This window comes from Formosa agariphila KMM 3901, from assembly GCF_000723205.1.
In the GTDB taxonomy this organism is placed as follows: domain Bacteria; phylum Bacteroidota; class Bacteroidia; order Flavobacteriales; family Flavobacteriaceae; genus Formosa; species Formosa agariphila.
This window is the reverse complement of sequence record NZ_HG315671.1, coordinates 3,895,038-3,921,005: the sequence shown is the minus strand read 5'-3', so window position 1 is coordinate 3,921,005 and position 25,968 is coordinate 3,895,038. Positions and strand designations below refer to the sequence as shown.

Below are 25,968 nucleotides of genomic sequence, written 5' to 3'. Positions count from 1 at the left end.
TTACATGCGCCTAATTTTATTTATTAGTATTTTATGCATAGGAGGTTTTGTTCAAGCACAAGAACAAAACGTCAAAAATTCTAATGACTTAAAAGTAGGTTTGGTTTTAAGTGGTGGAGGAGCTAAAGGTTTGGCGCATATTGGCGTGCTTAAAGTTATAGACAGCTTGGGTATTCGTGTAGATTATGTTGCAGGAACCAGTATGGGAGCTATTGTAGGATCGCTTTATGCCTCTGGGTACACTGGTGTAGAAATCGATTCTATTTTTAGAACTATAAACTTCGATAATATAATTACAGATAACCTTCCGCGAGAGACCAAGACGTTCTACGAGCGTGAGAATTCCGAGCGTTATGCATTAACCTTGCCATTCGATGGATTTAAAGTCCGTTTACCAACGGCATTATCACGCGGGCAAAATACATTTAATTTACTATCAGCATTGACATTTCATGTTAATGGAATTACCGATTTTAGTCAATTACCAATCCCGTTTTTCTGTATGGCTACCAATATGGAAACGGGTGAAGCTGTTCAGTTAGAAAGCGGAAATTTAGCGCAAGCTGTTATGGCTAGTGGTGCGCTGCCAACCTTATTTCAGCCAGTGAGTATTGGAGATAAGGTTTATATAGATGGAGGTGTGGTTAATAATTATCCGTCAGAAGAAATGAAAGCTAAAGGTGTTGATGTTATTATTGGTGTAGACGTGCAAGATGCTTTATCTAAAAGTAAAGATTTGAAATCGGCTACCGAAATACTATATCAAATTCAGAATTATAAAACGCTGAGTGATATGGTTAAAAAAGTTGAAGATACAGATATTTATATCACTCCAAATATTGAAAACTTTAATGTTATTTCTTTCGATCAAGGTACAGATATTATAAAAAATGGTGTTTTAGCGGCAGATAAAAAAGTTGGAGACTTAAAAGATATTGTAAGTAAACAATATACTAAGCACAAAGAATTCCCACAGCGAAAGCAAATGGATTCAATTACAATTAATGGTATTCAAATTCACGGAAACAATACTTATACACGTGCCTATATTTTGGGAAAACTAAAGTTAAAAACGGGGCATCGTGTTAGTTATATGGATTTTTCAAGCGGTGTAAATAACCTTATTGCGACTAATAACTTCGATAGTTTTAATTACGATTTAAGGAGTTCTAAAGATAAAGAAGGTTATGATTTAATTACCTATGTTAAAGAAACACAGCAGAAAACAGCACTTAAATTTGCATTGCATTACGACGATTTATATAAAAGTGCAGCTTTAGTGAATGTAACAAGTAAGCGACTTTTAACGAAGAACGATGTGTTGTCTTTCGATTTTGTTCTAGGAGATAATTTGCGTTATAATTTTGAATATTATATCGATAAAGGATTCTATTGGAGTATAGGATTGCGTTCGCGTTTTAATCAATTTAATAAAAACATATTCACAGATATTATTTTAAGAGATGAGGACCAAGACATAGGTGTTAATAAAATTGATGCAGAATTACGAGATTTTACAACCCAGTTTTATGTGCAAACGCAATTTTTAAGCGATATGGCACTGAGTTTAGGAGCAGAACATAAATTTTTAAAAATAACATCTGAAACAATTACAGATTCTCCAGAAGCATCGGATCGCGTATTTGAAGAGAGTAGTTATTTTAGTGCCTACGGAAAGTTGAATTACGATTCTTATGACAATAAATACTTTCCGAAAGAGGGATTTTATTTTAATGGCGATTTTCACTTGTATTTTTATTCAATCCCAGACGATATTGAGTTTACACAATTCTCGATTGCAAAAGCAGACTTGGGGTATGCTTTTAAATTAAGTAATAAATTTTCTGCAATAATTACAGGTGAAGGCGGATTTAGAATTGGTGAAAATGAAAGTCCGTATTTAAACTTTGCATTTGGAGGTTATGGTAATAATTTAATCAATAATATCAAGTCGTTTTATGGTTACGATTGGCTATCTATCTCAGGAGATAGTTTTGTAAAATGTTCGTTTGCTATAGATTATGAATTTGCTCATCGGCATCATTTTAAGGCAACAGCCAACTTAGCAAATATTAGCGATGATGTTTTTAGAACAGGCGAATGGATTACTTCTCCAGACTATACAGGTTATGCACTTGGTTATGGGTGGGATTCGTTTTTAGGACCTATAGAAGCTACATATTCATATTCTCCAGAAGCAAAAAATAGTGTATGGTATTTAAATATTGGATTTTGGTTTTAATGTTAATTATGAAATTTTAATGCATGTTATTTTTCAAATGAGTTCTATTAATTTTGATGGAGTTTCTTACTTTTAATACATTTGGAATAGAAATTGTAATTATTCTATCATAATTAAATACATATGTGTAAAGTTTTAACTTACAATTACCTAAAATCCATGAGAAACCTACTTGTCTTTATTTTGTTTTCTGTTTGTATGTTTTATAAAGGCTCTGCTCAAAACCAAAGTGCTTTTCAGAATGGTGAATGGTTTAAATTTGATATGAGTTACAGCGGATTTCTAAAAGCTGGAGAAGCAACTTTAGAAGTTAAAGATAATGAGTTTAAAGGCAAACCTGTATATCATATTGTTGGAAAAGGATGGACTACAGGAGCTATAAAATGGTTCTTTAAGGTAGAAGATTTGTATGAATCTTATATTGATAAATCGACTTATGTTCCTTATAAATTCATTCGTAAAATTGATGAAGGTGGACATACAAAAGATATAGAAATAGAATTTAATCAGAGTGCTAATAAAGCATTAGTGAATAATAAAAAGAGAGCGACATCTAAAGAATTCGATATTCCTAAGAATGTTCAAGATATGGTATCTACCTTTTATTTTTTACGAAATGAACTTGAAATTGAAAAACTTAAAGCAGGAGATGAAATTCTTGTTGATATGTTTTTCGATGAAGAAAATTATGCCTTCAAATTAAGATATTTAGGAACAGAAACTATAGAAACTGAATTCGGTAAAATAGCTTCTTTAAAATTTAGACCTTACGTTATGGCAGGTCGTGTGTTTAAAGAGGAAGAGAGTTTAACACTTTGGGTTTCTAACGATCGTAATAAAATACCACTTCGTATAAAAGCAGATTTAGCAGTGGGGTCTTTACGTGCCGATTTGTCTGCGTTTAAAGGGTTAAAGCATCCATTTAAATTAATAGCAGACTAGGTTTAAATTTGGCTTTGTTTGATTCTTTATCTCTTGAATAAACATGTTTACACTTGTAAAGCGGGTTTAATAGTTGTTTTGTATAATTTGAATCTGAAAGTTTCCAAAAAGATTAGAATTAAAGTTTTTATTAACAGTTTAGTGAAGGCTTAAGAGTAACGAATTTATTAAATTAGCCGAATTCTGAAATAGGCATAATCTTTGTGCAACATTTTAACTGTTGTTTATACTGTCTAAACAGAACATTAGGTGGTAATAAATTTCGTATCGAGACGTTTAGAATATTGATACACTTTGGTTTTTTAACACCAAATAACAGAACAAATCATTAGTAAAAAGCAAATATTTTTTCCAGATTTATGGACCAAACAAGAATGAGCAGATTGGGGTATAGATGTGTCGTTTTTTTTGCAGCAACACTAGGTTTAGTGAGTTGTAAAGACGATCATCAAAAAGACAAAGTAAAAGAAGATTTAGCAGTTATAGAAAAAGAGATTGTAGACCCCGACGTTTACGAGTTTGGATTCAATTTAAGCGATTATATTGTAAAACGTGACACCGTTAAATCGGGTGATAATTTTGGTGAAATCTTACAGCGAAATAATATTGGGTTTTCTAAAATTTACGAAATCGCGGAAAAAACGAAAGATAGCTTCGATATCAGAAAAATTCAAATCGGGAAACCGTATACATTACTTTGCGCTAAGGATTCGCTAGAAACGCTAAAGACTTTTATTTATCAGCCAAATAAAGAAGAATATGTCGTGGTTAATTTTCAGGATTCTATTCATGCTTTTACAAGCAGAAAGCCTATTAAGTATGTAGAAAAGGAGTATTCTGGAGTTATAAATAGTAATATTTCTCAAACTTTAGCCGACGATGGTTTAAGTTTAATCTTGGCTTATAAAATGTCGGATATTTATGCATGGACTATCGACTTTACAAGACTGCAGAAAGGAGATCGTTTTAAAGTAATTTACACAGATAAATATATAGACGATACCATTTATGCCGGAATTGATAAAATTAAGGCTGCTTATTTCCAGCATAATTCAGAGCCATTTTATGCTTTCGAATTTGAAACAGACCCTGTTTTGGGAACTACAGATTTTTATAACGAACAAGCAAAAACCTTACGTCGTGCATTTTTAAAAGCGCCTGTAGAATACAAACGAATTTCATCGCGATATAATTTAAACAGACGTATTGCTTTATATGGTAATCGTGTAAGACCACATAAAGGTACCGACTTTGCCGCAAATATAGGAACACCTATTGTGGCTACTGCCAACGGTACAGTAACAAAATCGAGTTATACAGGAGGAAATGGTAATTATGTAAAAATTCGTCACAATAAAGTTTACGAAACACAATATTTACACATGCAAAAACGTAAAGTAAATGTTGGGGATTATGTAAAACAAGGCGATGTAATCGGTTGGGTTGGAATGACAGGTAATACTTCTGGACCGCATGTTTGCTACCGTTTCTGGAAAAACGGAAAGCAAGTAGACCCATTTAAACAAAAATTACCTGCAGCAGAACCAATTTCAGAAGACTTAAAAGTAAAATATTTAGAGTATATTAAGCCTATTAAAATTCAAATAGATGCTGTGCCTTTTAAAGGAATACCTAAACCAAAAGTAGAGCAAAACTTAATAACACAAACCTATTAATAATGGCCTTACCAACAATCAACCCAACAACAACTCAAGCCTGGAAAAATCTTCAAAAACATTTTGAAGCCATCCAAAACACTCACATGAAAGATTTATTTGCTAACGATCCTGATCGTGCAAATAACAATACTATAGAGTGGGAGGATTTCTATGTAGATTACTCTAAAAACAGAATTACTGAAGAAACCATGACCTATTTGCTTCAATTAGCAGATGAGGTAAAGTTAAAAGATGCCATTCAGAGTTATTTTTCTGGTGAACGAATAAATGAAACCGAAGGTAGAGAAGTTCTTCATACTGCATTAAGAGCTCCAAAATCAGCTAAAATTTTAGTTGAAGGCGAAGATGTAATGCCAGAAATATATCATGTAAAGGGAGAAATTGAGGCGTTTACTAATAAAGTATTAAGTGGCGAATTAAAAGGATTCACAGGAAAAGCATTTACAGATATCGTTAATATTGGTATTGGAGGATCGGATCTTGGTCCTGCAATGGTAGTAGAATCGTTACAGTATTATAAAAACCATTTAACAACTCATTTTGTAAGTAATGTAGATGGTGATCATGTTAACGAAGTAATTAAAGTCTTAGACCCGGAAACAACTTTATTTGTTGTAGTGTCTAAAACATTTACAACTCAAGAAACCTTGTCTAATGCTAATACATTACGAACTTGGTTTTTAGAACATGCAAATCAGGAAGCCGTTGCAAGTCATTTTGTGGCAGTATCTACTAATATTGAAAAAGTAAAGGAATTCGGAATTAACGAAGCAAACATATTTCCAATGTGGAATTGGGTTGGTGGTCGTTTTTCGTTATGGAGTGCTGTAGGTTTAACGATTAGTTTAGCTGTAGGGTATAAAAACTTTGAAAGTTTGTTAGAAGGTGCTCACGATATGGACGAGCATTTTAAAACTACAGATTTCGATAAAAATATTCCTGTTGTATTAGCACTATTAAGTGTATGGTATAATAATTTCTTTAAAGCAGAAAGTGAAGCTGTAATTGGGTATAGTCAATACTTAACTCAGTTTGCAACTTACCTGCAACAAGGTATTATGGAAAGTAATGGTAAAAGCGTAGACCGTAATGGAGATCGAGTAAATTACCAAACAGGGACTTTAATTTGGGGAGAACCAGGAACAAATTCTCAACATGCATTTTTTCAATTAATTCATCAAGGAACAAAACTTATTCCAGCCGATTTTATAGGGTATGCAGAGTCATTACATGGTAACGCAGATCATCAAGACAAATTAATGTCTAATTTCTTAGCTCAACCTGAGGCGTTATTAAACGGAAAGTCTAAAGAAGAAGTTCTAGAAGAAATGAAAACTCAAGATTTATCTGAGGCTGAAAAATCAAGTTTACTTCCTTTTAAAGTATTTGAAGGAAATAAGCCAACAAATACCATTTTTATAAAGAAACTTACACCTGCAAGTTTAGGTAAATTAATTGCCATGTACGAGCATAAAATCTTCGTTCAAGGGGTGATTTGGAACATATTTAGCTACGATCAGTGGGGTGTAGAGCTAGGAAAACAGCTTGCAAATAAAATTTTAAAAGAGTTTGACGGAAGCGAAAATTACGAACATGATAATTCGACTCTTAATCTTTTGAACTTTTATAAAAAAGCACGTCAATAAACTGTAAAGACGTAAAAATTACTCCAAAAGTTCTTCATTTTTGTTATTTGGCGCAATATCAGTATATTGCGCAATGTTAAAAACCTTAACATTTACGTAATAATAGATAGCTAATTAGCACTATTTTTGCACTCGTAAAATTAATCTCAAATAACAAAAATGAAGAACATTACACAAAACTTATTTTTTGCAATAATCATGGTGTTTAGTACCGTGTCTTTTGCGCAAAGTATTGTTACAGGAACTACTATAGATCCTGAATCCAACATGCCTTTACCTGGAGTGAACGTGGTGGAAAAAGGAACTAAGAATGGTGTTTCAAGTGATTTCGATGGAAATTTTTCAATTAAGACAAAGAGTACAGATGCTGTTATCGTTGTTTCTTACATTGGATATTTATCTAAAGAAATTCCTGTAAATGGAGATGCCGATTTGGGTAAAATTGTTTTAGAATCTAGCGAAGTTGGTTTAGACGAAGTTCAAATTATTGCTTCAATAGCAGTGGATAGAAAAACACCTATTGCTGTGTCTACAATTAGAGCAGAAGAAATTGAATTAAAATTAGGAACTCAAGAATTTCCAGAGGTTTTAAAATCTACTCCTGGAGTTTATGCAACTAAAGCTGGAGGAGGTTTTGGTGACGGACAAATTAACGTAAGAGGTTTCGAAGATGAAAATGTTGCTGTTTTAATTAATGGTGTTCCAATGAACGACATGGAAAATGGTAATGTTTACTGGAGTAACTGGGCAGGTCTTGGAGATGTTACAAGTACAATGCAAGTGCAACGTGGTTTAGGTGCATCTAAGGTTGCTGTACCATCTATTGGAGGTACAATTAACATTGTTACAAAAACTACTGATGTAGAAAAAGGTGGGTCTATTGGATCTACTGTTGGAAACGATGGCTACCTAAAGTATGGAGCTCTGTATTCTACAGGTGTAATGGAAAATGGTTTTGCTGCTACAGTTTCAGCTTATAGAACCACTGGAGATGGTTATGTAGATGGTACAGAATTTGAAGCTTTATCATACTTTATAAATGTTTCTAAGCAAATTAATGACAAACATAAGTTAGCATTTAGTGCTTTTGGAGCAACACAACGTCACGGTCAAAGACAAAACAGTCAAACTATTGCAACATATAGAGCGACAGATCAAGGTGGAAGACGTTTTAATGCAGATTGGGGTTACATGAATGGTCAAGTAACTCACCAAGAGGATAACTTTTATAACAAACCTCAAATTTCATTAAATCACTTTTGGAAAATTTCTGATGATACAAAATTATCTACAGCATTATATGCATCGTTTGGTAGCGGTGGTGGAGGTGGTTACGATGGTGAAAACAAATTTTCACTAGGCGAAAACGGTATCACAGATTACAGAATTGGAGCTTATGGCCCAACAGATTTCGATAAAATTGTAGACGAAAACCAAGCTTTAGGAGCTTATGGTTCTGAAACTATTTTAAGAGCTTCTCGTAACGATCACGAATGGTATGGTTTATTATCTACTTTAGATCATAAAATTGGAGATAACTTAGTGTTAACTGGAGGTTTAGATTTAAGAACGTATAAAGGAATTCACTATACAGAATTAACAGATTTATTAGGAGGTCAGTATTTTGCTGATGATGCTAATGTAAACGATCCAAATGCTACGTACCAAGTTGGAGATACATATTCTTACCATAATGATGGTTTAGTTAACTGGGTTGGTCTTTTCGGTCAATTAGAATATTCTGTAAATAATTTATCAACTTTTGTCGCTATTGCAGGATCTAACACTGGTTTTAAACGTGTAGATTATTTTAACTATTTAGATAGTGATCCAAATCAATCAACAGATTGGTACAATTTCCTTGGGTATAGTGCTAAAGGGGGTGCAAACTACAACTTAACAGATAATCATAACGTATTTGCTAATATTGGTTATTTTGAAAAAGCTGGTGGGTTTGATGCTACTTTTATCGGTTATGATAATGAAAGAATTAATCCTGATGCAGAAAATCAAAAGATTTTTAGCATGGAATTAGGATATGGTTTCAGATCTCAAAAGTTCTCTGCTAATGTTAACATATATAGAACTGCTTGGAATGATAGAACAGAAACTTATAACTACCAACAACCTGATGGAACTTTAGCTGCAGCTAACATTCTAGGAGTAAATGCACTTCACCAAGGTTTAGAGTTAGATTTCGTATATAGAGCTTCAGATAAGTTTAAAGTTACGGGTATGGCTTCATTTGGAGATTGGAAATGGAATAACAATGTAGAAGATGTTGAAATTTATGATGAAGATCAAAATTTAATAGATACTGTAGATTTATTTATTGAAGGATTGCACGTTGGTGGATCTGCTCAAACAACTATAGCTCTTGGTTTAGACTATGAGTTTATGCCTAAAACAAGAATTATGGCAGACTTTAACTATTTCGACAGATTATTTGCAGAGTATGACCCTAGTGATAGAGGTACTGCAGGTACTCCTGAAGCATGGGAAGTACCAGCTTACGGATTGTTCGACTTAGGATTAGTTCATAATTTAGATTTTGGACCATTTGATGTGCGTTTAGTAGCAAGAATGAATAACGTATTTAATACAGAGTATGTTGCAAATGCTTATGATGGAACGAATTCTGTAGCAGAAACTGCACGTGTATGGTATGGAACAGGTAGAACATTTAGTGTAGGTGCTCAACTTAACTTTTAAAGAAAATTAAAATGAAGAAATTAGTATATTTATTAGTAGTTGTAGGCGCAATGTTAACAAGTTGCGATCCTATGGAAGATATTTATAATGACATTGATAGTGTAGATAAACCAATTGTTGGGACAGAAGACTATACTTTAACAGACGATGATTACGCAGACCTAGAATTAGGATTTGGGAGCTTCGATTCTGATGACCAAGCTAAAGAATTAATTCCTGGATTTTTATCAGAAGCATTTCCTTATTGGGGAAATGGATCAGCTGTATTAGTAACATACAACCTATATCAATCAAACAGTATCAAGTCTGAGACAGCTTACACCGTAACAGATGAAGATTATGCGACTTTAGGATTTAATTATGGAAACTTTGATAGCGCAGGAGATATGACAGAATTACTTATGTATAAGTATCCAGATGCTACAAGAGGTGCTATGGTAGACTTAACATATAAGTATTATTCAGGAGGTTCAACTTCAGAAGTAACAAACAATTTTATTCTTTTAGATTCTTGGGAAATGGTGCGTGAGTTCTCTACTGAAGAATACAATGCTATGGAGCAAACTTATCCTAACTTCTCAAGTCAGGATGTTGCAGAATTTAATATTTCTGTGTACTTAGAATCTTTATATCCTTATGCTAAGGCAGACGATCGTGTAGTAACTATGTATGAACTGTATGTAAGCGGTGGAGACAATAGAATGATTATTGTTCCTTTTGTTTTTGATGGTACAAAGTGGAATGCTATCGAATCGGTTATCGAAAATTCATTACAATTCGGAAACGATAATGGAACATGGGTTCCAGATAATACAATTAGATATGCACTAGTAGGAGCAGATTACGAGTATATGTCTGAACAATTAATTACTGAACCTGGATTTGAAAGTCCTGCAGAAAGTATGGGATACTATAAGAATTTAGACAGAAGATTAGGTAATGAAAACTATTGGAGTGACGATACAACTAAAAATAATGCTGGATTAGAAGACATGATTGAAACAGGTTTAGCTATTTTACTTGATAAAATCGATCCAAGTGCTGCAGATGGTCAGAAGTATTTAATGACTTACGATATCTATAACGGTACAAATACTACTGAAACTACTCCTATGATTAAAACAGATGGAGTTTGGGTAAGAAATAACTAAGCCATTTTAGTTTATATAAATTAAAACCATGTAGAAATACATGGTTTTTTTATGACATTAAATTGCTTACATTTGTTTTTAATAAAATAATAAATCATCATGTATAATACCGTTCTTAATTTACACTCCTATTGGGCATTTTTAGTCCTAGCAGTATTAATAATCGCTACAATTAATAGTATTATTAACTATGTAGGGAAAAAAGAATATGGACCAAAAGATTTTAGATTGGCTTTATTTACAATTATTGTATCTCATATTCAGTTATTAATTGGAATAATTTTATACGTTGTTTCTCCTAGAATGGCATTGTTTAGCGAGCTAGGAATGGGAGGGATTATGAAAGACTCTATAAGCAGATTGTATTTAATAGAACATCCAATAATTAATATTTTAGCATTGGTATTTATTACTGTTGGGTATTCTAAACATAAATCAAAATTATCTTCTCATGCTAAGTTTAAAACCATTTCTATATTTTATAGTATTGGTTTGGTGCTCTTACTATCAAGAATACCATGGAGCATGTGGTTAGGATTATAATATAAAAAGCGACTTTTAGTCGCTTTTTTTAGGTCTAAACTTTTCTCTAATTAGGTAAAGATATACAGGGAAATGATCACTAAAACCACCTGTGTAACCCTCGTATCCAAAACTCCTAAAGGGATAGCCTTTGTATTGTCCTGTTTTTGTAATTAAAAATTGAGCATTAAATACACCTGCTTTATAAAAAGCATACGATCTAAAATCGGAGGTCAGTAGAGCTCCACTTACTAAAACTTGGTCAAAGAGACTCCATTTATCTCTGTAAGCTGTTGTGCCTAGACCATCGTTATAAAGTTGTTCCATGGGGTTGTAAATACCTTTTAAACCTACTTTTCGTTTCTCCTTCTCGGTCTTTAATATGCTTTTAAAACTTTCATTTGTAGGGTTGTCATTAAAATCGCCCATAGAAATTATTTTAGCATAAGGGTCTAAGGTATGAAGGGAGTCTATAATATGTTTGTTAAGTTTTGCTGCAGCAATTCGTTTTGGGTTACTTTTTGTTTCTCCACCACGTCTAGACGGCCAGTGGTTAACAATAATATAAATTAAATCGCCTTCCAATAATCCGCTAACAACCAATTGGTCTCGGGTGTAAATTGGAGTGCCTTTTAATTCATCTTTTAAATGAAGAGGATAATTAAATACAGATAATGGAGTAAACATTTTTTTCTGATATATTAATCCAACATCAATACCTCTTCGGTCTGGAGAATCAAAATGAACAATGCCGTAATTGTACTTTACAAGTAACGAGTCATTAATAATACTTTCAAGAACACCTCGATTTTCAATTTCAGAAACACCTAAAATTGTAGGTGCATTTTGTGTGACTTCAAAACCAATTTCAGAAATTACTCTAGACATACTTTTAATCTTCTCGATATATATGTCTTCCCGATGATTTGCCAATTCCATAATGGGGCTACTTTCATCAAAAGTTATGGGATCATCTTCAATATCAAACAAGTTTTCTAAATTATAAAACGCAATGGTATGAATAGAAAATTCTCTTTCCTGTCCCCATAATAATGTGACATGAACAAAGCAAATTATATATAAAACAGATTTTAAAGCATTCATATTTAGTTAAATAGCTATATAAATATATGATTTTATAAATAAAATTATTAAATTAAAGTTCTCTAATTAATTGATAGCTAGAAAATTAATAGATTTTAAGTTTCATTTTAATGAAAAAGTATATTCTAGCAGTCCTTTATATTATTTGCATATTCCAGTTAGCGCGTTCGCAATCTCAAGATATTACTGGAAGTGTTAAAGACGCTCGGTCTTTGCAATTACTTTCTAATGTTACTGTACAATTAGAAGGTACCAATCTTAGTGCCCAAACAAATGTCGAAGGTGAATTTATACTTAATAATAAAACTAGTTTTGGCGAATACATTTTAAAGGTTTCTAAAATTGGTTATGTAAGTAAGCGCTTTCCTATTGTGATTAACAAAGGGATGCCGTTACATATTGAAGACCTGTTTTTGGAATTAGATCCTGCTTCTAATCAAGAGGTATATACTATTATTTTAACAGACGATGAGTTGAATGACGATACAAGCGCATCCGATAATATTTCGGGTTTATTACAGGCCTCTAAAGATGTGTTTCAGCGCACGGCCGCGCTCGAGTTTAGTAGTTCTTTCTTTAAAATTCGAGGTCTAGATTCTAGCGAGGGGAAACTCTTAATAAATGGCATAGAAATGAATTCTATGTTTAATGGAAGAATGCAATGGAGTAATTGGGGAGGAATAAACGATGTATTACGAAATCAAGAATTTAGTTACGGTTTAGATGCTTCTACTCTTAATTTTGGAGGGGTTTTAGGAACCACAAATATTAGTACACGGGCTTCAAAATATCGTGAAGGGGGACGTTTAACTTACACGTCTTCTAACCGGAGTTATTCTAATAGGTTAATGGCGAGTTATGCTTCTGGATTGGTTAAAAACAATTGGGCTTATGCACTTTCTATTGGTAGGCGTTGGGGAGCAGAAGGCTATCAAGATGCTACATTTTACGATGCCAATTCTTTTTTTGTTGCTGTTGAAAAGAAATTAAGCAAACAACAAAGCTTAAATTTTACTGGATTTTATACACCTAATCGTCGTGGTAAATCGTCGCCAAATACACAAGAGGTTTTCGATTTACGAAACATTAAGTATAACGAATATTGGGGCTATCAGGATGGTGAAAAACGAAATTCTAGAGTTAAAGATGTTTCACAACCGATTTTAATGTTGAGTCATTACTGGGATATAAACTCGGCAACAGAACTTCAAACAAATATCAGTTATACATTTGGTAAACAAGGGCACAGCCGTTTAGATTATCCTGGTGGCGGAAATCCGAGTCCAGCATATTATCAAAAATTACCTAGCTATTATCTTGCCGATACTTCCGGACCAGATTATAGCAATGCCTATCTCGCCGAGCAGGAGTTTATACATCATGGTCAAATTAATTGGAATCGCATGTACGATGCCAATAGTACCAATGCGAATCAAGGTTTAGAAGCTGCTTTTGTGTTGTATGAAGATCGTACAGATGATAATCAGTTCTCTATAAATTCTATTTTTAATACAGAAGTTAATGACCATATTTTATTAAGTGGTACTCTAAATTATTCTCAATTGCATTCAGAAAATTTTGCTGAAATCCAAGATCTTTTAGGAGGCTTAAATTATTTAAATGTAGATGCTTTTGATGGTTGGCAATACGATTTACAAAATCCTAATGCCTTGGTGGACGAAGGTGGTAAGATTAAATATAATTACAATATGTATGCACATGTAATTTCTAGTTTTGCGCAAGCACAATTTAAATATAAAACGCTCGATTATTTTTTGGCGATTAATGCAAGTCAAACTAATTATCAGCGTGAAGGCTTATTTCAAAATGAAGCGTTTAAAGATAATTCCTTGGGTAAAAGTGAAGCTTTAAGTTTTTTTGGTTACGGAATTAAAGGTGGGGTAACGTATAAAATTTCGGCCAAACATGTTCTAGATTTTCATGCTGCTTATCTTACTGAAGCTCCAAATATTCAAAATTCATTTTCAAATCCTCGAGAGAATAATAATGTCGTAAAAGGGATTTCAGAACAACATATAATGGCTGCCGATATAAATTATATTTATCGCTCTCGTGTTATAACGTCTAAACTAACGGGCTTTTATATAGATAAAAGAGGAAGTAACGAAATTGGTTTTTATTATGCTGATGGATTAACATCTGCGGGGATAGAATTTAATGAAACATCAGCTTTTGTACAAGAAGTACTTCACAATGTAAATACACTTCATTTTGGTTTAGAATTCGGAATAGAAGCAAAATTAACATCATCATTCAAATTAAAAGCAGCGGCATCTTCAGGACAATACACGTATAATAACAACCCTAATTTATATCTAACCTCTTCTAGTTTTGTAACCGAAGACGGTGCTATAGATTTTGGAACTTCTAATCTTAAAAACTATAAAGTTGCAGGGGGTCCGCAATCAGCATTTTCATTCGGATTTGAATATAGTGACCCCGATTATTGGTGGTTTGGTGCAACAATAAATTATATGGCTAATACCTACGTAGATGTGAGCCCGCTAACAAGAACTTCTAATTTTTATTTAGATGATGATGGATTGCCGTTTAATGATTACGATGAAGATGTTGCCAAACAACTTTTAAAACAAGAACGCTTTGACGATTATTTTGTGGCGAATTTAATTGGAGGAAAATCGTGGAAGATTGATAAATATTATCTCGGTCTATTTGTAAGCATCAATAATGTATTAAATAATAGTTATAAAACTGGCGGGTTCGAGCAAGGACGGAATGCGAATTATAGAGAGTTGAAAGCAGATAACGAAAACCCCATTCGCGTGTTTGGTCCAAAATATTGGTATGGTCGTGGTGCCACGTATTTTGCCAATGTAAATATTAGATTTTAGTAAACATTAAATTTTTTGAAGATGAAAAGGACAAGAAATATAAATCGGATTTTAGGTGTTTTGATATTAATGACATTATTGTCCTGCGTTCAGGATGATGATTTTTCGGTACCTTCTAATTTAAATGAAGATGAAAATAAAAGCTTGAATACTATTCTTAACGGTTTAAAAGCAGGTACGCTTCAAGAAATATCTATAGCATCCTTAAAACAACAATTTGTTGCTGGCGAGGTTGTTCAATTTAGTTCTAAAAGTGTGGTTAAAGGTTATGTAACATCGTCCGATAAAACAGGAAATTTTTATAAAGAATTATATATTCAAGATCAGCCTAGTAATCCAACGGCAGCAATACATATTGTTTTAAATCAGGTCGATTCGTATAATCAGTTTAATGTAGGGAGAGAAGTTTATGTGTTATTGCAAGATTTATATTTAGGAGAAACAGCTTCAGAGATTTTAGCTATTGGAGGTGCCGAAGATGGAAGTCGAGTCGATTTGTTAACCGAAAATCAAATTAGAACACATGTATTTCGTTCTTCAGAAACGGTAGAGATTGAGCCAATTGTGTTAAATTTTTCAGACATTAATGAAAATTTTATAGGCATGTTTGTGGCTATAAATAACGTTGAGTTTCCAGAGCATCTAGAAGGTCAATCGTATTTTAATGCTATTGATGATTTTGATACTCAGCGAAAAATGCAACGTTGTGAAGGTTTTAGTTACGAAGAATTTATTTTAGAGACGAGTTCGTTTTCAACCTTTAAAAATGAAATACTACCAACTCAAAATGGAACGATAAAAGGAGTGATTTCTAAAAGTTATGGAGGCGACGATTTTGTTTTAGTTTTAAATGATACTAAAGATGTGATTTTAAATAATCCGCGCTGCACACCTTTAAACGCTGACGATTTTACTATAATTTTTGAAGAGACTTTTAATGATGCTGTAGACGAAGAAACCTTAGATATCGAAGGCTGGATTAATTTTGCTGAACGTGGTCATGTGTTATGGACTGAACAAATTTACAGTAAAAATGGTTATGCCGAATTTGGAACATTTGGCGCAACCGACACTCAAAACGTTGCATGGTTAATCTCTCCAGGTATACATATGGATGAACAGGAAAACGAATTTTTGAATTTCAAAATGGCTCAACATCATATTACTTCTGTAAGAAATAAGATTGAAGTTTTAGTCTCTACAGATTTTAATGGAACAGATGTGTTAAATGCCACTTGGACCGAAATTGAGGCCAAAGTTCCCACCAAATACGATGAATGGTATGCCTTTAAAGATTCTGGTTTAATCGATATTTCTCAATATTCTGGTACTTTATACATTGCTTTTAAAGTTACAGGTTCGGGAACCAATGAAGCTTTAGATGGCTCGTATCAATTAGATGATTTTAGAGTGTTAACCGAAAAGTAATTTAGACAACTTTAGGGACACTACGTAATAATAAGTACACAGGAAAATGATCGCTATAACCGCCTTTGTAGGTCTTCCCAGCATAAGTCCGGAAGGGCTGGCCTTTAAAACGACCTTTATATTGTTTCATAAAATCTGGATCAAAAATGTTAGCGCTATCAAAATTATGCGTTCCAGGCCTGTGGTCTAGAAAATTATGGGTTAACATAAATTGATCAAAAACATCCCATTTAAACCTGTAATTTACCGTACCTCTGTCAAAAGATTTTAATTGCTCCATCGGATTGAAAAGGGCGTTGTTATTAACCAAGGCTTGTACGCTTTCACTTGACGAATTATCATTAAAATCGCCCATTACAATAATCTTAGCGTTAGGGTCTTCTAACTTAAGGCTTGTTATTATTTCTGTGGCTTTATTAGAAACTTCCATACGTTTTGGTTCGTTAGATTCTTCATGTTTTGAAGGCCAATGATTAACCAAAAGATGAATGACTTCACCGTTAAAAATACCAGACACACGTAAAATATCGCGTGTGTAATCTGTTTCGCCGTTTTCTTCTGTTAAAATTATAGAATAAGGCGCAGAATCGGTTACTGTAAATTGGGTGGTGTCGTAAAGTAAAGCAACATCAATACCTCGCTCGTCTGGAGAATCGTAATGCACAAAATCGTAAGGTATATCTTTTAAGTGTTCAGAATCCAAAAGATCTTGAATTACTTTTGCGTTCTCCACTTCGGCAACTCCAACTATTGCAGGATGGGTTTCTGTTTCTGTTTTTCCAATGCTAGAAATAGCTAAACCTAATTTAAATAATTTGTTTTCGTATCGTTTTAAAGTCCAACGTTTTTCAGAAGTCGATAAAAAATCTGTATCGAAAGTGTTAGGATCGTTGGTGATATCGAATAAATTTTCTAAATTAAAAAAGGCAATGGTTTTCATGAATTAAGGTCTGTTTGCTAACGCAAGGTAAGACTTCAAAAGTAAAAAAGGAATCTTAAAAATATAAAAATTATTCAGCCTACAATTATGTAACTTTGTGCTTTAAATCAATTTATGCTAGAAAAAAAGGATATAAACTTAGAACGTGCAGTTTTAATAGGTATTATTACCAAAGATCAAAACGAAGAGCAATCTAAAGAGTATTTGGATGAATTGGAATTTTTAACGTATACCGCAGGTGGTGAAGTGTTAAAACGATTTACCCAAAAAATGGAAATGCCAAATCCTAAAACCTTTATAGGTACAGGAAAAATGGCAGATGTGCAGCAATTTATAGAAGATAATGATGTAGGTACAGCTATTTTCGATGATGAATTATCGGCTGCTCAAGAACGAAATATAAGTAAAATTTTAAATTGTAAAGTTCTTGATAGAACCAATTTAATCTTAGATATTTTCGCGCAACGTGCACAAACGAGTTATGCGAGAACGCAAGTGGAATTGGCACAATGCGAATATTTATTACCACGTTTAAGAGGGATGTGGACACACCTTGAACGCCAAAAAGGGGGGATAGGAATGCGTGGTCCTGGAGAAACAGAAATTGAAACAGATAGACGTATTGTTCGTGAACGTATTGCATTATTAAAAGCTAAAATTAAAACCATAGACAAGCAAATGTCGGTGCAACGAGGAAATCGTGGCGCTATGGTTCGTGTGGCTTTAGTAGGATATACCAATGTTGGAAAATCTACTTTAATGAATGTGGTTAGTAAAAGTGAGGTGTTTGCAGAAAACAAATTATTCGCTACACTAGATACTACGGTTAGAAAAGTTGTAATTCATAATTTACCTTTCTTATTAAGTGACACCGTTGGATTTATTAGAAAATTACCAACACAATTGGTAGATTCGTTCAAGAGTACGTTAGATGAAGTTCGTGAAGCCGATTTATTATTACATGTTGTTGATATTTCTCATCCTAATTTTGAAGATCATATAGCTTCAGTAGAGAAAATCTTAGGAGAAATTCAAGGTGCAGATAAGCCAACAATAATGGTGTTTAATAAAATTGATGCTTATGAAGCAGAGCCTTTTGATGAAACCGATTTACAAGAGGTTAGAAATTCTTCACACTATTCTATTGAAGAGTGGAAGCGAACTTGGATGAATAAACTTGGCGAAAATGCATTGTTTATTTCAGCCTTAAATAAAGAGAATTTAGAAGATTTTAGAAAACGTGTTTACGATGAGGTTAGAGAGATTCATGTCACTCGTTTTCCATATAATCACTTTTTATATCCAGATTACGAGGATTTAGATTTAAGTGAAGAGGAATAAAAAATAAAATAGGGATAGTTTATAACGTGTTAATGTGTAACTAAATTTAATTTTAAAATTTTAGAGGATGCAAAAGTATTTAGGTGTCTTAGGTTTTATTACCATAATTATTGGCTTAATTTTAATAAAAACAACTTATATAGCATATATGCCTATATTTCTAATAATAGGAATTATAGGCTTAGCCCTTTCTACAAGAAATCATAAAATATGGGGTGGGTTTACATTTTCCCTTTGGATTTTAGCCGGCGTGGTTACCTCGTTGGCATATCCGCAACATTTTCTTCAAATAGGAAGCTTTAAATTAGAACTTCTTATTGTACCACTTTTACAAATTATTATGTTTGGAATGGGCTCGCAAATGAGTCTGAAAGACTTTCAAGGAGTACTAAAAATGCCTAAAGGCGTTATCATTGGTGTTGTTTGTCAGTTTACCATTATGCCAATTGTTGGATTTACCATAGCTAGTGCTTTTGGATTTCCACCAGAAATAGCAGCAGGTATTATTTTGGTAGGATCCTCTCCAAGCGGATTGGCATCGAATGTGATGTCTTTTATTGCTAAAGCTAATTTAGCCTTGTCTGTTACATTAACGGCTTGTGCGACTATGTTAGCACCATTTTTAACGCCACTCTTAATGCGATTTTTTGCGTCTGAAATGATTACCATTGATGTGTGGGACATGATGATTGGTATTTTTAATATGGTTATTTTACCAATCTGTGCTGGTTTACTTTTCAATGTGTTTGCTTTCGATAATAAATCGAATAAGACAAAAGCATTTCAAACGTTAGGATTCTTCGGGATGGTATGTATTAAAAATGGGATTAATTTTTTCGATCAAGGAGGTACAGTGTCTAGCTTATTACAAAATATTGCGTACGATGGATTAAAATTCTTAGTTGTTCCAATAATTTTGGCAGTTGTTTTAAAGTACTATTTGGCTTCTAGGAGAGAAGCTATGAATAAGGTGCTATCATTCATATCCATGCTCGCTATTGCGGTTATAATAGTTGTAATTACAGCTTCGGGTAGAGACAGTTTGTTAGAAGTTGGATTTACATTAATACTCGCTTGTTTATTACATAATGTGTTTGGATACGGATTAGGATATTCCGTTGGAAAACTCTTAAAACTAGAAGAACAGGATTGTCGAACTATAGCTTTAGAAGTGGGGATGCAAAACGGCGGATTAGCGTCTGGACTAGCCTTGCAAATGGGTAAAGTGGCAACTGTAGGATTGGCACCAGCAGTATTTGGACCAATAATGAATATTTCTGGATCTACTTTAGCATCGTGGTGGAAAACAAAACCTCCTAAAACCAATAAGGTAAAAGAATAAGTCGGAAAAGAATAAATATAAAAAAGCGATTAGGTTATCTGCTAACCTAATCGCTTTTATGTTTTATAAGATTTTAGCTAGAGTTATTGTAGGGCTAACTAAAGTTTTAAAAATACAGCGTTTATTTCTTCTTTGGAGGTCTAGCAGAAAACTCTTCTAAATCAAGAAAACCATCTTTGTTTTTATCTTTTCTTTCAAACATGGTCTTAGTGTCTACAGGTTTTTTAGCCTCATTTCCACCTTCTTTAACTTTCTCATCTCTCGCTTCTAACTCTTCCAAACTTAATTTAGCGTCTTTATTTGTGTCAAGTCTTTCGAAAACAACTTTAGGGTCTCTTTTCTCTTTTTTTTCTTGTGCATTAACATTAGAAAAAGCCAATAAACCCAATACCAAAGTTCCAATTTTAATTAATTTCATATGATGTTGATTTTTAGTGTTAATAATACTCTTAGACTATTCTGGATTACTAAGGTTTAACCTAATAAATTAAATTTTTATAAAAAAAATAAGGCCTTCAATATGATATTGAAGGCCTTATCTATAAAATAATATGTTGTTAATTTAGAATGCGTAGCTTAAACCAAATGTCCAATATGTTTGTAAATCGTTATCAACATTGTCGAATGTTGCATTTGGGTCGTTTAATGTATTTACAGCATAATTAAGTGCTTCTTGCTTGTTGTCTCTTAAACCAAATTCGAAACCAAGACCAATTCCTCTCCATACTTCGTAGCCCAATGCGTTTGTCCATGTCCAGTTAGAAAGATTTGAATCTTCATAAGATTGGAATAAAGATAAATTAGATTTCACTTTTAATTTTCCGAAAGATTTAGAGTAATCTGCAACAAGTTTAAAACCTAGAGATGAGTCGAAAATAACATCATCATTACTAAACACAAAGTTGTAGTTTAAAGGGTGTGCTACAACAATTAAACTTGGAATTGGAGTCCACGTAATCCCGACCCCTAAGTCTAAATATCCAGGATCGTTAAAGTTGTTTAATAAGGTAGTTCTATATTCTACTAAAGCAGAAGCAGCTAATTTTTCAGTAAACTTATAACCGTAAAGTGAGGTTAAAGTAAAGATGTCTGTAGCTTGTCTGTAATCTTCGTCATCGTTTGGATCATCTTTATCATCAAACTTTACCCAGCTTAAATTAACGTTTGCTGTAGTATACCAGAAAAAAGTTTCTCTGTTTAATTTTGCGTAAGGGTTTACTGTAATTGTAATGTTCCCTGCAGAGTTATCTGGAGATCCTTGTGCATACCAATTGTTGAATTCAGATAAGTTAGCACCTATAGTACCAAAAGCACCAAAATGCCATCCTGGAAATTCATCAATTTTAGTTTGAAGAGCATCAACATCAGATTGAAGCGCACTTATAGAATCTTTTTTAGCACTCTGTAAACTTTCTAATTCCTCTTTTGTTTGAGCGAATGAAGCTGTGGCAACCAATAGGAAGCAGATTGTAAAAATTCTTTTCATAATAATTTTAATTATAATAACGTTTAAACGGCAAAAATAAAATAAGTGGTTTAATATTAAAGTTAAATTTTACTTTCTTTTATAAAGAGGAACGCTAGAACACGCTTCACCAAACATGATAGATTTAGCAACGGGTCTTATTTTATTACTAATCATAACATAAGCACTTTCTGGCACGGGTTTTTTAGAACAGCCTTTAATAATAACTGGGGCATCTTTAAATTCTGAAACATCTAAATCGTTAATAATATCTTGATAAATTGATGTTTCTAAATCTTTTAAATCTCCTAGATTTACTTTTTCAGCAAAAGGTTCTAACTCTACAGTTATGAGCATATAAGCCCATGCAGGCACAATAGCATCTGTAGTACACGTTAAAGCCACATATGCGTTTTGATATTGTTCCCAATTATGAGTTGCGACATGTGCTCTAAATTCTTTTTCACGAAGCACAAAACCTTCTAATAACCAATCTTTAATATCTAACAAAATTCTAGATCCTAAAGGATAATAATCTTCAAGATCCAAAACTTTTAGCTTGCTATTAGCAACTCTGTTTATAATATCTTCTGCCATATTAAAGCATACCTAATTCTAACTTAGCTTCTTCGCTCATTAAATCTTGACTCCATGGTGGATCAAAAGTTATTTCTACCTCTGCGTCTTTTACCATGTCTAAAGATTTTACCTTTTCTTCTACTTCTAAAGGTAACGTTTCTGCAACAGGACAGTTAGGTGTAGTTAATGTCATTAGTATTTTTACTTCATAGTCTTCGTTTACAAATACATCGTAAATTAATCCTAATTCGTAAATATCTACTGGGATTTCTGGATCGTAAATCGACTTTAAAACCTTTACAATTTTCTCGCCTAATTCGGCAGTATCTATTTCTGTGCTCATTTTAACTCAATTGTGTTTGGTATGCAATTGCATACATTTTTAATTGTTTCACCATACTTACCAATCCATTGGCACGGGTTGGAGATAAATGTTCTTTTAAACCAATTTCATCAATAAAATCTGTATTGGCATCGAGTATGTCTTTTGGATGTTGATCAGAAAAAGCACGGATTAAAATGGCTACAATCCCTTTAGTAATGATAGCATCACTGTCGGCTGTAAAATGCACTTTATTGTCGTTCATCTCTGCATGTACCCATACTTTACTTTGGCAACCTTTAATTAAATTGTCGTCGGTTTTGTATTGGTCGTCTATAAGAGGTAAAGACTTTCCTAAATCAATCATATATTGATAGCGTTCTTCCCAATCTTCAAACATTGCGAATTCGTCTATTATTTCGTTTTGTATGTCTTGTATCGTCACGTGTTTTGTTTTTATCAAATTTACAAATAGTAAATGTGTTATTCAACTTCTTCAGCTAATGCTATAATATAATCAACTAAAGGTTTAATTTCTGAATTCGGATTTTTATGATCAAATTCAGTTGTGCTATATTTTAAATTGTTTTCAGTAATATGTAATCTTGCTGAAAGTGCACCATCGGTATGACGTTGCGCAGAAGGAGCCTTTAATGTGGACAGCGTGTTTAAATCGACACGATTTAGTTTATTCATTAAAATGTCCCATTCCGTCTTAGAAATATCCTGAATTTTATCAGGACCATATTGTGATTTTCTTACTGAAATTTGATAATCTTCAATCTTGATGTCTAGAAAAGCACCTCTTGTAATCGCACTATAAATTATAAGAACGTTTTGTGGAGCAGTTTCAATTTTAGTAGAAGTTGTTTTGTTTTGAGCTGTTGCTGAACTGTTCTTAGAAAGTCCACAAGCACTAAATAAAACGATACTTAATAAGATTGTAAAGTGCTTCATAATTCAAAATTATATTAGAAAATTACAAAAAAGAAGTCAATCTGTATTTAAGATAACATCATTTTAGCTTTTTTAACACCTGAAACTAAAGCATCTATTTCTTCTTTTGTGTTATAGAATGCAAATGATGCTCTTACTGTACCTGGAATTTTATAAAAATCCATGATAGGTTGCGCACAGTGATGTCCTGTTCTAACAGCAATTCCTAGCTTATCTAAAATAGTACCAACATCGTAAGGGTGAATGCCATCTAAATTGAATGAAATAACAGACGTTTTATGTTTAGATGTTCCGTAAATTTTTAAACCTTCTATTTCTGAAAGTTTAATAGTTGCATACTCTAAAAGCTCGTGTTCGTAAGCTGCAATGGCATCGAATCCAATTCCGTTCATGTAATCTATGGCAGCTCCAAAAGCAATTCCACCGCAAATATTCGGCGTTCCTGCTTCGAATTTATGAGGTAAATCGGCATAAGTTGTTTTCTCGAAACTTACTTCAGCTATCATTTCACCACCACCTTGATAGGGCGGTAATTTGTTTAACCATTCTTCTTTTCCGTAAAGCATTCCTTCTCCGGTTGGACCACACATTTTATGTGCTGATACTACATAGAAATCGACATCTAAGGCTTGAACATCGGGTTTAATATGTGGACAAGATTGTGCGCCATCTATTAAAACAGCTGCTCCAACTTTGTGAGCTTCGTCTATAATGTATTTAATAGGGTTTATGGTACCTAAAGCATTAGAAATATGGTTTACAAAAACCAATTTTGTGTTTTCGGATAGGAGTTTGTCGTATTCAGACATGATTAACTCGCCTTCCAAATTCATTGGAATGACTTTAAGGGTTGCTCCAGAACGTTCGCATAACATTTGCCAAGGCACAATATTACTGTGATGTTCTAAAGCTGAAACTATAATTTCATCCCCTTTTTTTAATAGTGTTGAAAATCCGTTTGCAATTAAATTAATACCGTGTGTCGTACCCGAGGTATAAATAATCTCGTGTGCATGTTTAGCATTAAAATGCTTTTGAATTTTAAGTCTTGCTTGCTCGTAAGCATCTGTAGCTTCTTGGCTTAAACTGTGCACACCACGGTGAATGTTTGCGTTGTAGTTACTGTAATAATCTACAATAACATCTATGACCTGCTGTGGTGTTTGCGATGTTGCAGCATTATCAAAATACACTAAGGGTTTGCCGTTTACTTGTCTGTTAAGTATCGGGAAATCTTGTCTTATGTGTTCAACGTTAAACATAATTGATGGTTTAGCCCAGATAGAGGCAGTTGTTGGAGCTCTTTTTCGAGGCACGAGAAAAAAGCGACTGCCGAAAGCTGGAATTAGCTTCTAATTTTAAAGATCGAATCCTAGATTTACACCTAGTTTTTCGGCTATAATTTTATTTATACGTGTTTTAACTTCTGGTATTTTAACTGAATCTAAAACATTGTTACTAAAGGCGTACATAAGTAAGGCTTTTGCTTCTTTTTCAGGAATACCACGAGAGCGCAGGTAAAACATAGCGCTTTCATCTAACTGACCAATTGTACAACCGTGAGAACATTTTACATCGTCTGCAAAAATTTCTAACTGTGGTTTACTGTTAATGGTGGCTTTGTCGCTTAACAAAATATTATTGTTAGATTGGAAGGCATTTGTTTTCTGTGCTTCTTTATCTACTAACACTTTACCATTAAATACACCGGTACTATTATCGTTAAAAATACCTTTGTAATCCTGGTGACTTTCGCAATTTGGTTCGATATGGTGTACCAAAGTGTTATGATCTACATGTTGCTTTTTCCCAATAATGGTAATCCCGTTAAGTGTAGAATCTATACGTTCACCATTTTGATAGAAATTTAAGTTGTTTCTTGTTAGTTTTCCTCCAAAAGAGAAGGTGTGAACTGAAACATGACTTTCTTGTTTTTGGTTAACAGAAGTGCTGTCTATTAAAGAGGCATTTTCGTTGTCGTTTTGCAGTTTGTAATAATCTACAATAGCACGTTTGTTTGCGAAAATTTCGGTTACCGAATTCGTTAAAACAGGATTGTCTGTTAAACTTTGGTGACGCTCTATAATTTGCACATGACTATTCTCGCCTACAACAATTAAGTTTCTTGGTTGCAGCATAACTGCTTCTTCTGAACCTGTAGAAAAGTGTAAAATTTGAATTGGTTTATTAACCAATTTGTTTTTAGGAATGTGTATATAAGCACCTTCGCTTGAGAATGCTGTGTTTAAAGATGTTAATCCATCTTTTCCAGCCACTTTATTAAAGTAGTTCTCGATTACCAAACGATATTTTGGTTTGTTTAAAGCACTTGACATTAAACACACATCGATACCATCGTGAGTTGTTTGCGATAAATGAGATGAATATTTACCATCTATAAATACAATTTTATACGCATCGATTTCGTGTATAAAATACGATTTAACATCGCGAAATTCTATTGCATTTTCTTGCTTAGGGAATAAGCTGTAATCTTGCTTTAATACACTGTTTAACGACGTATATTTCCAAGCTTCATCCTTTTTTGAAGGAAATCCAGCTGTTTCAAATATTTTGAAGGCTTCGTTACGTAAGGCATGAACCGGTGTATCTACATCGATTTTATTTTCGAATGCCATAAACGAAGACTCTAATTTTTCTTTTAAATCCATTTGTCTTGTATTGTTAGTTTATATATTTAGGTTAAGGTGTAGCACCATAAC

The 25,968-nt window shown here is 33.2% G+C and carries 21 protein-coding genes; 11 read left to right on the top strand and 10 right to left on the bottom strand.

Features of this window, described 5'->3' with window-relative positions; translation table 11 throughout:
- Nucleotides 1-4: 4 nt before the first annotated feature.
- The 7 genes from BN863_RS16540 to BN863_RS16510 all read left to right on the top strand — a co-directional run bounded on the left by BN863_RS16540 (nt 5) and on the right by BN863_RS16510 (nt 10,915).
- The gene (locus tag BN863_RS16540) at nt 5-2,242 is read left to right on the top strand and encodes a patatin-like phospholipase family protein (protein ID WP_038532462.1); all 2,238 of its coding nucleotides are present in this window, start codon (nt 5-7) and stop codon (nt 2,240-2,242) included.
- Between the two features lie 159 nt (nt 2,243-2,401).
- The gene (locus BN863_RS16535) at nt 2,402-3,184 is read left to right on the top strand and encodes a DUF3108 domain-containing protein (RefSeq protein ID WP_038532459.1); all 783 of its coding nucleotides are present in this window, start codon (nt 2,402-2,404) and stop codon (nt 3,182-3,184) included.
- A gap of 359 nt (nt 3,185-3,543) precedes the next feature.
- Nucleotides 3,544-4,860 carry a M23 family metallopeptidase gene (locus BN863_RS16530; protein WP_084817569.1) on the top strand — a complete coding sequence of 439 codons (1,317 nt, stop codon included), beginning with the start codon at nt 3,544-3,546 and terminating at the stop codon, nt 4,858-4,860.
- 2 nt (nt 4,861-4,862) lie between these two features.
- Nucleotides 4,863-6,509 carry a glucose-6-phosphate isomerase gene (gene pgi, locus BN863_RS16525; RefSeq protein WP_038532457.1) on the top strand — a complete coding sequence of 549 codons (1,647 nt, stop codon included), beginning with the start codon at nt 4,863-4,865 and terminating at the stop codon, nt 6,507-6,509.
- A 159-nt stretch (nt 6,510-6,668) separates the two neighbouring features.
- A complete protein-coding gene (locus BN863_RS16520; RefSeq protein WP_038532455.1) occupies nt 6,669-9,221 on the top strand; it encodes a TonB-dependent receptor in 2,553 nt (850 codons plus the stop codon).
- An 11-nt stretch (nt 9,222-9,232) separates the two neighbouring features.
- Complete coding sequence (locus BN863_RS16515; protein ID WP_038532453.1) at nt 9,233-10,372, top strand: hypothetical protein; 1,140 nt, start codon at nt 9,233-9,235, stop codon at nt 10,370-10,372.
- 99 nt (nt 10,373-10,471) lie between these two features.
- On the top strand, nt 10,472-10,915 hold the full coding sequence (locus tag BN863_RS16510; protein WP_038532450.1) for a hypothetical protein: 444 nt from the start codon (nt 10,472-10,474) through the stop codon (nt 10,913-10,915).
- 15 nt (nt 10,916-10,930) lie between these two features.
- Here the strand turns inward: BN863_RS16510 and BN863_RS16505 are convergent, their stop codons facing one another.
- Nucleotides 10,931-11,998, bottom strand: coding sequence for an endonuclease/exonuclease/phosphatase family protein (locus tag BN863_RS16505; protein WP_038532447.1), 1,068 nt, complete (start codon nt 11,996-11,998; stop codon nt 10,931-10,933).
- Nucleotides 11,999-12,108: 110 nt separating this feature from the next.
- Between BN863_RS16505 and BN863_RS16500 the strand changes: the two genes are divergently transcribed.
- Together BN863_RS16500 and BN863_RS16495 are read left to right on the top strand one after the other, a co-directional pair.
- Nucleotides 12,109-14,871, top strand: coding sequence for a TonB-dependent receptor (locus BN863_RS16500; RefSeq protein ID WP_038532445.1), 2,763 nt, complete (start codon nt 12,109-12,111; stop codon nt 14,869-14,871).
- 21 nt (nt 14,872-14,892) lie between these two features.
- Nucleotides 14,893-16,299 carry a DUF5689 domain-containing protein gene (locus BN863_RS16495; protein WP_038532444.1) on the top strand — a complete coding sequence of 469 codons (1,407 nt, stop codon included), beginning with the start codon at nt 14,893-14,895 and terminating at the stop codon, nt 16,297-16,299.
- A 1-nt stretch (nt 16,300) separates the two neighbouring features.
- On the opposite strand, the gene BN863_RS16490 is transcribed toward BN863_RS16495, so the two are convergent.
- On the bottom strand, nt 16,301-17,239 hold the full coding sequence (locus BN863_RS16490) for an endonuclease/exonuclease/phosphatase family protein (RefSeq protein ID WP_038532441.1): 939 nt from the start codon (nt 17,237-17,239) through the stop codon (nt 16,301-16,303).
- A 114-nt stretch (nt 17,240-17,353) separates the two neighbouring features.
- Here BN863_RS16490 and hflX point away from each other — a divergent pair, with 114 nt between their 5' ends.
- Entirely contained in the window at nt 17,354-18,580 is a 1,227-nt protein-coding gene (gene hflX / locus BN863_RS16485; protein ID WP_038532439.1) for a GTPase HflX, read from the top strand.
- Nucleotides 18,581-18,647: 67 nt separating this feature from the next.
- Entirely contained in the window at nt 18,648-19,922 is a 1,275-nt protein-coding gene (locus BN863_RS18880; RefSeq protein WP_038532437.1) for a bile acid:sodium symporter family protein, read from the top strand.
- A 121-nt stretch (nt 19,923-20,043) separates the two neighbouring features.
- Here the strand turns inward: BN863_RS18880 and BN863_RS16475 are convergent, their stop codons facing one another.
- The 8 genes from BN863_RS16475 to sufD form a co-directional block, all read right to left on the bottom strand.
- Nucleotides 20,044-20,340, bottom strand: coding sequence for an EF-hand domain-containing protein (locus BN863_RS16475; RefSeq protein WP_038532434.1), 297 nt, complete (start codon nt 20,338-20,340; stop codon nt 20,044-20,046).
- Between the two features lie 144 nt (nt 20,341-20,484).
- A complete protein-coding gene (locus BN863_RS16470; protein ID WP_084817568.1) occupies nt 20,485-21,408 on the bottom strand; it encodes a DUF3078 domain-containing protein in 924 nt (307 codons plus the stop codon).
- A 69-nt stretch (nt 21,409-21,477) separates the two neighbouring features.
- Nucleotides 21,478-21,984 carry a DUF2480 family protein gene (locus BN863_RS16465; protein WP_038532429.1) on the bottom strand — a complete coding sequence of 169 codons (507 nt, stop codon included), beginning with the start codon at nt 21,982-21,984 and terminating at the stop codon, nt 21,478-21,480.
- 1 nt (nt 21,985) lies between these two features.
- On the bottom strand, nt 21,986-22,309 hold the full coding sequence (locus BN863_RS16460) for a DUF59 domain-containing protein (RefSeq protein ID WP_038532426.1): 324 nt from the start codon (nt 22,307-22,309) through the stop codon (nt 21,986-21,988).
- Nucleotide 22,310: 1 nt separating this feature from the next.
- Complete coding sequence (locus BN863_RS16455; protein WP_038533829.1) at nt 22,311-22,733, bottom strand: SufE family protein; 423 nt, start codon at nt 22,731-22,733, stop codon at nt 22,311-22,313.
- 38 nt (nt 22,734-22,771) lie between these two features.
- On the bottom strand, nt 22,772-23,245 hold the full coding sequence (locus BN863_RS16450) for a hypothetical protein (RefSeq protein WP_038532423.1): 474 nt from the start codon (nt 23,243-23,245) through the stop codon (nt 22,772-22,774).
- Nucleotides 23,246-23,292: 47 nt separating this feature from the next.
- Nucleotides 23,293-24,507 (bottom strand): aminotransferase class V-fold PLP-dependent enzyme, encoded by a 1,215-nt coding sequence (locus BN863_RS16445; protein ID WP_038533827.1) that lies wholly within the window; start codon nt 24,505-24,507, stop codon nt 23,293-23,295.
- Nucleotides 24,508-24,603: 96 nt separating this feature from the next.
- On the bottom strand, nt 24,604-25,917 hold the full coding sequence (gene sufD / locus BN863_RS16440; protein ID WP_038532421.1) for a Fe-S cluster assembly protein SufD: 1,314 nt from the start codon (nt 25,915-25,917) through the stop codon (nt 24,604-24,606).
- Between the last annotated feature and the right edge of the window lie 51 nt (nt 25,918-25,968).